Source organism: Agromyces sp. P1_H4, from assembly GCF_056405255.1.
On the sequence record NZ_JBFUCL010000180.1, the window covers coordinates 1 to 7,612 of the forward strand.

A 7,612-nucleotide genomic window follows, 5' to 3' on the forward strand; every position below is an offset into this window, starting at 1 on the left:
CGCGCGGCCTCGGCGACGGCGGATGCCGCGGCGGCGGCGACGGCGGCATCGCCCAGCCGTCCGGCTTCGGCCTCGAGCTCGTCGACGAACGCGGTGATGCGGCTCGCCTCCGCCTCACGCGACGCCACGTCGGCCTTCGCGGCCTGCACCTGATCCCACGTGGGATAGTCCTCGGCGAACGCCGTCGCAGGGGGCACGGCGAGGAGCGCGAGCAGTACGGCCGCTCCCGCCGTCGCCTTCCATCCGCGTCGCACAGGGCCCCCTCCGAGCCCCGCGAGTCTACCCACGGGTGCGCTCGGCGGTCGCTCGGACACGCAGCGTACACTCGTGCGGATGCGCGCCCTCCGACCCACGGCCACGACGTTGCTGCTGGCGGCGACGCTCGTCGGCGTCACGGCCTGCAGCCCGCTGGCCGCAGCGCACACGCCCGCAGCCACGCCGTCGGTGGAACCGACCACGCCGCCACCGGACCCCATCGCCGACTGGGTCGACGAGCGGATGTCGCAGCTCACGCTCGAGCAGAAGGCCGCCGCACTGCTCATGCTGCACGCGCCCGGCACCGATCCCGCCCCGCTCCGCGCCTACGTCGACGCCGGCGTCTCGGGACTCATCCTGATGGGCGACAACGTGCCGGCGACGCCGGTCGAACTGGCCGCCCTGACCACCGCCGTGCAGGGCGACCCCGAGGCGCCCGTGCTCATCGGCATCGACGAGGAGGGCGGCGAGGTGCAGCGGCTGCCATGGGACGGCGCCGCGAGCGCCGGCACGTTGCGGGGCGCACCGCCGCAGGCGGCCGAGGAGGCCTTCGCCGCGCGGGCGGCGACGCTGTCCGATGTCGGCGTCTCCGTGAACTTCGGCGTGGTCGCCGACGTCACGCCCGATCCGGCCTCGTTCATCTCGGGGCGCGTGCTCGGCACCGACGCGGCCGCCGCTGCCGACCGCGTCGCCTCGGCGGTGGCGGGGGAGCGCGGCACCGTCGCCAGCACGCTGAAGCACTTCCCGGGGCACGGCGCGGCGCCGGGCGACTCGCACTCGAGCATCCCGTCGGCGCCGCTCGACCTCGACGAGTGGCGCGCCGGTCCCTCCGTCCCGTTCGTCGCGGGCATCGACGCAGGCGCCGAGCTCGTGATGACCGGGCATCTCGCATACCCGGCGGTCGACCCCGCGCCGGCGTCGCTCTCTCCCGCCTGGCATCGGATCCTGCGTGACGAGCTGGGCTTCGACGGGGTGGTCGTGACCGACGACATGCTCATGCTGCAGCACAACGGCCTTCCGGAGTACGAGGATCCCGGGGAGAACGCGGTTCGCGCCGTCGCCGCGGGATCCGACCTGCTGCTGTACGTGCTGCCGGCCGATCCGGGCACGGTGGGCGTCTCGGTCGGCGGCCTCGTCGCAGCGATCGTCGGCGCCGTGCAGGCGGGGCGGATCAGCGAGAAGCGGCTCGATGACGCCGCCGATCGGGTACTGACCCTGCGGCGGACGCTCGAGGAGACCGGGACGAGGTCCGGAATGAATCCGGACGTGGGGGAATAGATCGGAACTCAATGCGTTTGCATGTGTGTGGCCGACCGGGCCGCACCGACATCGAACACGGAGAACCGCACATGACGAGCACCGCCACCACGATCGAGATCCCCGGATACCGCGCAGGCACCTGGAAGGTCGACACCGCGCACAGCGAGGTCGGCTTCAGCATCCGCCACATCATGATCAGCAAGGTCAAGGGCAAGTTCGAGCGCTTCGACGCCACCTTCGTGACCGCCGAGGATCCGCTGGACTCGAGCGTGACCGCGTCGGCGGAGGTCGCCTCGATCACCACCAACGAGCCGAACCGCGACGCGCACCTGCGCACCGGCGACTTCTTCGAGGCCGAGACCTACCCGACGATCGACTTCGCCTCGACGGGCGTTCGCGTGGTGGACGGCGACTTCAAGGTGGACGGCGACCTCACCATCCGCGGCATCACGAAGCCCGTCACGTTCGACTTCGAGTTCGGCGGCTTCGGCGGCGACCCCTACGGCAACTACAAGGGCGGCGCCACCGCGAAGACGGTCATCAACCGCGAGGACTTCGGGCTCTCGTACAACGCGGCCCTCGAGACGGGCGGCGTCCTCCTCGGCGACAAGGTGACCATCACCCTCGAGCTGCAGGCGGCGCTCCAGCAGTAGCCGGATCCGGTCGGTACGGGCGGCACCCTTGCGGGTACCGCCCGTGGTCGTCCGGGCCGAGCGTGCGCGGTTCCGCCGATCGCGCCGCCGGGTTCAGTGCGCCGATTCGATCGACGCGAGCCGCTCGCCGTGGAAGCGGGCCCACCGGGTGAGCGCCGTGCGGTACCCGGATGCCTCGACGGCGGCCTCGAAGCCGTGCAGCGTCACGGATGCCGCACCCTTCGCCCGTGCGACCCGCCAGACGCCCTCGACGACGCCCCGCCCGTCGACCAGGATCGGCTGGAAGACGCCGTTCGAGCCCGGCACCACGCGCGCCGCGTGCCGCGGATCGCAGACCGCCCCACGCTCGGTGTAGCCCAGGAAGTATTCGTCGAACGCGGCGAGCGCGTGCCGCCGGCCCGTTCCGCGGCGCCGCGGTTCGGCCGCCGCATCGAAGCCGTCGGCGGCCACGAGGTGCTCGTCATCGAACGCCTCGAGCGCGTCGCCGGCCGCGGCGCGTGCGAGCCGGGCATCGCCGAGGGTGAGCCCCGTCCACCAGGCGAAGTCGCGCACCGTCACCGGGCCGTGACCCGCCGCGTACGCGACGAGGAGCTCGGCGAGCGTCTGTTCCCGATCGGGCGGCGTGCCGACCGACGGCGCCCATTCGTCGAGCAGCACGAAGCGCTGGCCCCGCCCCTCGACGGGGCCGCAGCAGAGCACTGCCTCCTGCGCCAGCCGCCAGATGAGGTGGTATCCCCGCTGACCGGTCGTCGCGATGCCGGCCGCCTCCCACGCGGCGAGCAGCTCCTCGCGCGAGAGCGAGGTGCCCGCGAGGACGCGCTCGGCGACGGCCCGGGCCCTGGCATGGGTGTCGGCGTCGAGCTCGAGCTGCCGGTGCCGCGTGGTCGCGCGCTGCAGTTCACGTGGACCGGTGATCGCGAGGATCGGCCGCAGCGCCTCGGCCGGCACGAAGTGCAGCGTGCCTCGCATCGGCCAGGAGCGCACGATCTCGCGAGACGCGATCGCGGCGTCGACATCGGCCACGACGGAGCCTGGCACCCGTGCGCCGAGCACCCAGCGGGCCGCGCCGAAGTCCTGCGCCTGCACGGCCCCGAGTCGTCGCACGGCGGCAGTGATCGTGGGAAGGCCGCTGCGCAGGCCGTGCGCGTTCAGGCGCGCGGCTCGCACACGGGCCGGGCTCGCGGTCGTCGGCATGCTCCGAGTCTGGCGGATGCCGGTGACATCCCCTGGGCGAGTGATCGACGCGCCGCGCGATAGACTGGGGGGCTGTGCCACTCGGCACGCCGTCACCCCACCCACTTCCGCGGAGGATCCCCGTGCTCGCCGTCCATGATCTCGAGATCCGCGTCGGCGCACGCGTGCTCATGGAACACGTGGACTTCCGCGTGTCCCCGGGCGACAAGGTGGGGCTCGTGGGCCGCAACGGCGCAGGCAAGACCACGCTCACGAAGACCCTCGCCGGCGAGACACTGCCCACCGGCGGCAGGATCGACCGCTCGGGCGAGATCGGCTACCTGCCCCAGGATCCCCGCTCCGGCGATCCCGACATGCTCGCGCGCACGCGCATCCTGGACGCCCGCGGGCTGGGCTCGCTCGTGCTCGGCATGCACGAGGCATCCATGAACATGGGCAGCGACGACCCTGCGGTCGCCGAGCGCGCCATGAAGAAGTACGGCAACCTCACCGACCGCTTCACCGCGCTCGGCGGGTACGCGGCAGAGGCGGAGGCGGCGTCGATCGCCTCGAACCTCAACCTGCCCGACCGCATCCTCGACCAGCCCCTGAAGACGCTGTCGGGCGGCCAGCGCCGGCGCATCGAGCTCGCGCGCATCCTGTTCTCGGATGCCGAGACGATGATCCTCGACGAGCCCACCAACCATCTCGACGCCGACTCGGTCGTGTGGCTCCGCGAGTTCCTCAAGGGCTACAAGGGCGGCGTGATCGTGATCAGCCACGACGTGGAGCTCGTCGGCGAGGTCGTGAACCGCGTCTTCTACCTCGACGCGAACCGCTCGGTGATCGACATCTACAACATGGGCTGGAAGCACTACCAGCGCCAGCGCGCCGCCGACGAGGAGCGCCGCAAGAAGGAGCGCTCGAACGCCGAGAAGAAGGCGGGCGCCCTGCAGCTCCAGGCGGCCCGCTTCGGTGCCAAGGCGTCGAAGGCGGCGGCGGCGCACCAGATGGTCGCCCGCGCCGAGAAGCTCCTCGCCGGGCTCGAGGACGTGCGCGCGGTCGACCGGGTGGCGAAGCTCCGCTTCCCGACTCCGGCGCCGTGCGGCCGCACCCCGTTGACCGCCAACGACCTCTCGAAGAGCTACGGCTCGCTCGAGATCTTCACGGCCGTCGACCTCGCCATCGACCGCGGCTCGAAGGTCGTCATCATCGGCCTGAACGGCGCCGGCAAGACCACGCTGCTCCGCATCCTCGCCGGCGTCGACCGCCCCGACACGGGCGTCGTCGAGGCGGGGCACGGACTTCGCGTCGGCTACTACGCGCAGGAGCACGAGACGCTCGACGTGAAGCGCAGCGTGCTGCAGAACATGGTGAGCGCCTCACCCAACCTCACCGAGACCGAGGCCCGCAAGGTGCTCGGCTCGTTCCTCTTCACGGGCGACGACGTGCACAAGCCGGCGGGAGTGCTCTCGGGCGGCGAGAAGACCCGCCTCGCGCTCGCGATGATCGTGGTCTCGGGTGCGAATGTCCTGCTGCTCGACGAGCCGACGAACAACCTCGATCCCGCGAGCCGTGCCGAGATCCTCGACGCGCTCGCGCACTACGAGGGTTCGGTCGTGCTCGTCTCGCACGACCCCGGCGCGGTCGAGGCGCTGAACCCCGAGCGGGTGCTCATCATGCCCGACGGCACGGAAGACCACTGGAGCCGCGAGTACCAGGAGCTCATCGAGCTCGCCTGACCGGCCGACCTGCTGGCCCGACCTACCGTCGGTCGAGGATCTCGTCCTCGACGTCGGCGTCCCGACGCTCGCGCGACGGCTTGCGTTCGCGCGGCGCCGTGGGCGCATCGGGTGAGCCGGATGCCTCGGCGAGGCCCCGCCGTTCCTGGTTCGCCGCCCAGCCGAGCCCGATGAACCCGAGCAGCGCGAAGACGAACCACTGCAGCGCGTACGACAGGTGCGGACCCTCGTCGCGCACCGGACGGGCGGCGGCCAGCGGCGGCTCGTCGGCGTCGGCGCCGTCCTGCACGAGGATGCCGTAGGCGCCCGTGTAGCTCGGCTCGCCCACGCGCTCGGCGAGTTCGTCGAGGTCGATCGTGGCGAACTCGATGCCCGTCGAGGTGCGGCCGGCGATGCGGCCCTCACCCGCCTTCAGTCGTGCCTCGAGGTCGACGTGCCCGGAGGGTGCGGGGTCGTATGCGCTCGGGCGCCCGTCGGAGTCCTGCGCGATCCAGCCGCGGTTCACCATGAACACGGTGCCGTCATCGAGCCGGAACGGCGTCACCACCTCGAACCCCGAGCTGCCCTCGAACGGGCGGTTCCGCACCACGACCTCCTCCTCGGCGAGGTATTCGCCCGAGAGGGCCACGACGCGCCACCGCTGGTCGATGTCGAAGCCGACCGGGTCGGGCAGCGCCTCGGCCACGGGAATCGCCTCGGCGTCGTAGTTGGCGTCGATCCTGGCGACCTCGGCGAGCGCCTCGGCGCGGCGGTTCAGCTGCCAGGTGCCGAGGGCGCAGCAGGCGATCGCGAACACGATCACCAGGGCGAGGTAGCCCGCCCACCGCGGAGAGCGGAGGAAGCGCCAGTCGTTCACGCATCCACTCCCGTCGCGGTCTCCGTCGCCGCGTCGAACGCCGCGACCCGCACGGGGAAGGACCGCGCCTCGAGGAATCCGCGCAGGTACTCCACGTGCTCGTCACAGGCGAGCCAGGTCTTCCAGCGGTCACCCGTGTGGATGCGCGGGTTCTGCCAGTCGATGCGCCAGGTGGCGCTCGTGCGGCACGCGGCACGCGAGCAGACGTCGGGGGCGGCATCCGCCCCGATGCCGCCGATCACGCGGCACCACGCTCGTCGTCGGGTCGGTCGGATGCCGCGGGGTCGGGGTCGGCGGGTTCGGCAGGATCGGTCCCGTCATGCTCGGTGACGGGCTGCGGGGGAGTGACGGGAAGGAGCCCGCCGGGACGCAGCACCTCTGGAGCACGCGACGGGCCGCTCACGTTGGCGAGCACGACCGCGACATAGGGCAGGAAGATCGCTCCCGCCGCGAACACCGCCAACCACCAGCCCTTCGCGAAGAGCAGCGCGAAGATGCAGGCGACGCGGATCGTCATCGCGATCGTGTACTTGATCATGCGCGCGCGCCGCTCCGCGTCAGGCGAGGGCGGCAGCGAGGTGATCGACTGCTGCTGCTTCATGGTGGTCGCCGTGGGGTCGCGCGGCTCTCCTCACCCACAAGCCTACGTCCGCTGGGGCCCCGCCGAGCCACGGATCGGGCAGCCTCTAAGCTGGGACGGGCCGATCGGCCGACATGCCAGCGCCATGCGAGAAACGGAGTCCCACATGACGACCAGCCGAACCGTCCTCGTGACCGGTGGAAACCGGGGCATCGGATACGCGATCGCCCGTGAGTTCGTCGCACAGGGACACCGGGTCGCCGTCACCGCCCGCTCGGGCGAGGGCCCCGAGGGGTCGCTCACGGTCCGGGCCGACGTGACGGATGCCGCATCCGTCGACCAGGCGTTCTCCGAGATCGAAGCCGCCCTCGGCCCGGTCGAGGTCGTCGTGGCGAACGCCGGCATCACGCGCGACACGCTCCTCATGCGCATGAGCGAGGACGAGTTCACGAGCGTGATCGACACCAACCTCACCGGCGCGTTCCGAGTCGTGAAGCGCGCGTCCAAGGGCATGCTGAAGGCCCGCTTCGGACGCATCGTGCTCATCTCGAGCGTCGTGGGCCTCTACGGCTCGGCCGGCCAGGTGAACTACTCGTCCTCGAAGGCCGGGCTCGTCGGCATGGCGCGCTCCCTCACCCGCGAATTGGGCGCGCGCAACATCACGGCGAACGTCGTGGCGCCGGGCTTCATCGAGACCGACATGACCGACGAACTGCCCGAGGCGCAGCAGGCCGAGTACAAGAAGAGCATCCCGCTCGGCCGCTTCGCCTCGCCCGACGAGGTCGCCCGCGTCGTCGCGTGGCTCGCCGGCGACGACGCCGGGTACATCTCGGGCGCGGTCATCCCCGTCGACGGCGGCCTCGGAATGGGCCACTAGCCGTCACGAGCCCGCCCGACTCAGCGGTCGATGCGCACCACGTCGTACTCGGTGTCGGGAGTCGGCGGCGTGCCGAAGCGCGCGTTCGGCAGGTAGAGGCCCGAGCCGAACCTGGCGATGGTCGTCGGCACGGCGAAGTCAGGATCGGTCAGGCGGTCGACCACCGTGCCGCTCGTGCCCTGCGGGTCGAGCCGGACGACGGCCACGGTGTTGAGC

8 protein-coding genes and 2 pseudogenes are annotated in these 7,612 nt (G+C 71.8%); 4 read left to right on the plus strand and 6 right to left on the minus strand.

What is annotated here, in order from left to right; genetic code table 11:
- Positions 1-254: pseudogene (locus tag AC1DY2_RS11815) on the minus strand (hypothetical protein); the annotation flags it as partial.
- A gap of 79 nt (positions 255-333) precedes the next feature.
- Here AC1DY2_RS11815 and AC1DY2_RS11820 point away from each other — a divergent pair.
- The gene (locus AC1DY2_RS11820) at positions 334-1,533 is read left to right on the plus strand and encodes a glycoside hydrolase family 3 N-terminal domain-containing protein (RefSeq protein WP_476762610.1); all 1,200 of its coding nucleotides are present in this window, start codon (positions 334-336) and stop codon (positions 1,531-1,533) included.
- A 71-nt stretch (positions 1,534-1,604) separates the two neighbouring features.
- A complete protein-coding gene (locus tag AC1DY2_RS11825; RefSeq protein WP_309978653.1) occupies positions 1,605-2,168 on the plus strand; it encodes a YceI family protein in 564 nt (187 codons plus the stop codon).
- Positions 2,169-2,261: 93 nt separating this feature from the next.
- On the opposite strand, the gene AC1DY2_RS11830 is transcribed toward AC1DY2_RS11825, so the two are convergent.
- Entirely contained in the window at positions 2,262-3,362 is a 1,101-nt protein-coding gene (locus tag AC1DY2_RS11830; protein ID WP_476762611.1) for a winged helix DNA-binding domain-containing protein, read from the minus strand.
- Between the two features lie 122 nt (positions 3,363-3,484).
- Here AC1DY2_RS11830 and AC1DY2_RS11835 point away from each other — a divergent pair, with 122 nt between their 5' ends.
- The gene (locus AC1DY2_RS11835; protein WP_476762612.1) at positions 3,485-5,083 is read left to right on the plus strand and encodes an ABC-F family ATP-binding cassette domain-containing protein; all 1,599 of its coding nucleotides are present in this window, start codon (positions 3,485-3,487) and stop codon (positions 5,081-5,083) included.
- Positions 5,084-5,105: 22 nt separating this feature from the next.
- On the opposite strand, the gene AC1DY2_RS11840 is transcribed toward AC1DY2_RS11835, so the two are convergent.
- The 3 genes from AC1DY2_RS11840 to AC1DY2_RS11850 are packed head-to-tail and all read right to left on the minus strand — an operon-like array spanning position 5,106 to position 6,540.
- Positions 5,106-5,939 carry an SURF1 family cytochrome oxidase biogenesis protein gene (locus tag AC1DY2_RS11840; protein WP_476762613.1) on the minus strand — a complete coding sequence of 278 codons (834 nt, stop codon included), beginning with the start codon at positions 5,937-5,939 and terminating at the stop codon, positions 5,106-5,108.
- Entirely contained in the window at positions 5,936-6,181 is a 246-nt protein-coding gene (locus tag AC1DY2_RS11845; protein WP_476762614.1) for a hypothetical protein, read from the minus strand. The genes AC1DY2_RS11840 and AC1DY2_RS11845 overlap by 4 nt, the downstream gene beginning before the upstream one ends.
- Positions 6,178-6,540, minus strand: coding sequence for a DUF3099 domain-containing protein (locus AC1DY2_RS11850; RefSeq protein ID WP_476762615.1), 363 nt, complete (start codon positions 6,538-6,540; stop codon positions 6,178-6,180). Before AC1DY2_RS11850 ends, AC1DY2_RS11845 begins: the two co-directional genes overlap by 4 nt.
- Positions 6,541-6,685: 145 nt before the next feature.
- Between AC1DY2_RS11850 and AC1DY2_RS11855 the strand changes: the two genes are divergently transcribed.
- A complete protein-coding gene (locus AC1DY2_RS11855; RefSeq protein ID WP_476762616.1) occupies positions 6,686-7,396 on the plus strand; it encodes a beta-ketoacyl-ACP reductase in 711 nt (236 codons plus the stop codon).
- A gap of 20 nt (positions 7,397-7,416) precedes the next feature.
- Here AC1DY2_RS11855 and AC1DY2_RS11860 read toward each other — a convergent pair.
- Positions 7,417-7,612 (minus strand): annotated as a pseudogene (locus tag AC1DY2_RS11860) (hypothetical protein); the annotation flags it as partial.

Bases quoted from the DNA above. Each gene is read 5' to 3' on its own strand.
- AC1DY2_RS11820 (WP_476762610.1), top strand. From the start codon at position 334: ATGCGCGCCCTCCGACCCACGGCCACGACGTTGCTGCTGGCGGCGACG.
- AC1DY2_RS11825 (WP_309978653.1), top strand. From the start codon at position 1,605: ATGACGAGCACCGCCACCACGATCGAGATCCCCGGATACCGCGCAGGC.
- AC1DY2_RS11830 (WP_476762611.1), bottom strand. From the start codon at position 3,362: ATGCCGACGACCGCGAGCCCGGCCCGTGTGCGAGCCGCGCGCCTGAAC.
- AC1DY2_RS11850 (WP_476762615.1), bottom strand. From the start codon at position 6,540: ATGAAGCAGCAGCAGTCGATCACCTCGCTGCCGCCCTCGCCTGACGCG.
- AC1DY2_RS11855 (WP_476762616.1), top strand. From the start codon at position 6,686: ATGACGACCAGCCGAACCGTCCTCGTGACCGGTGGAAACCGGGGCATC.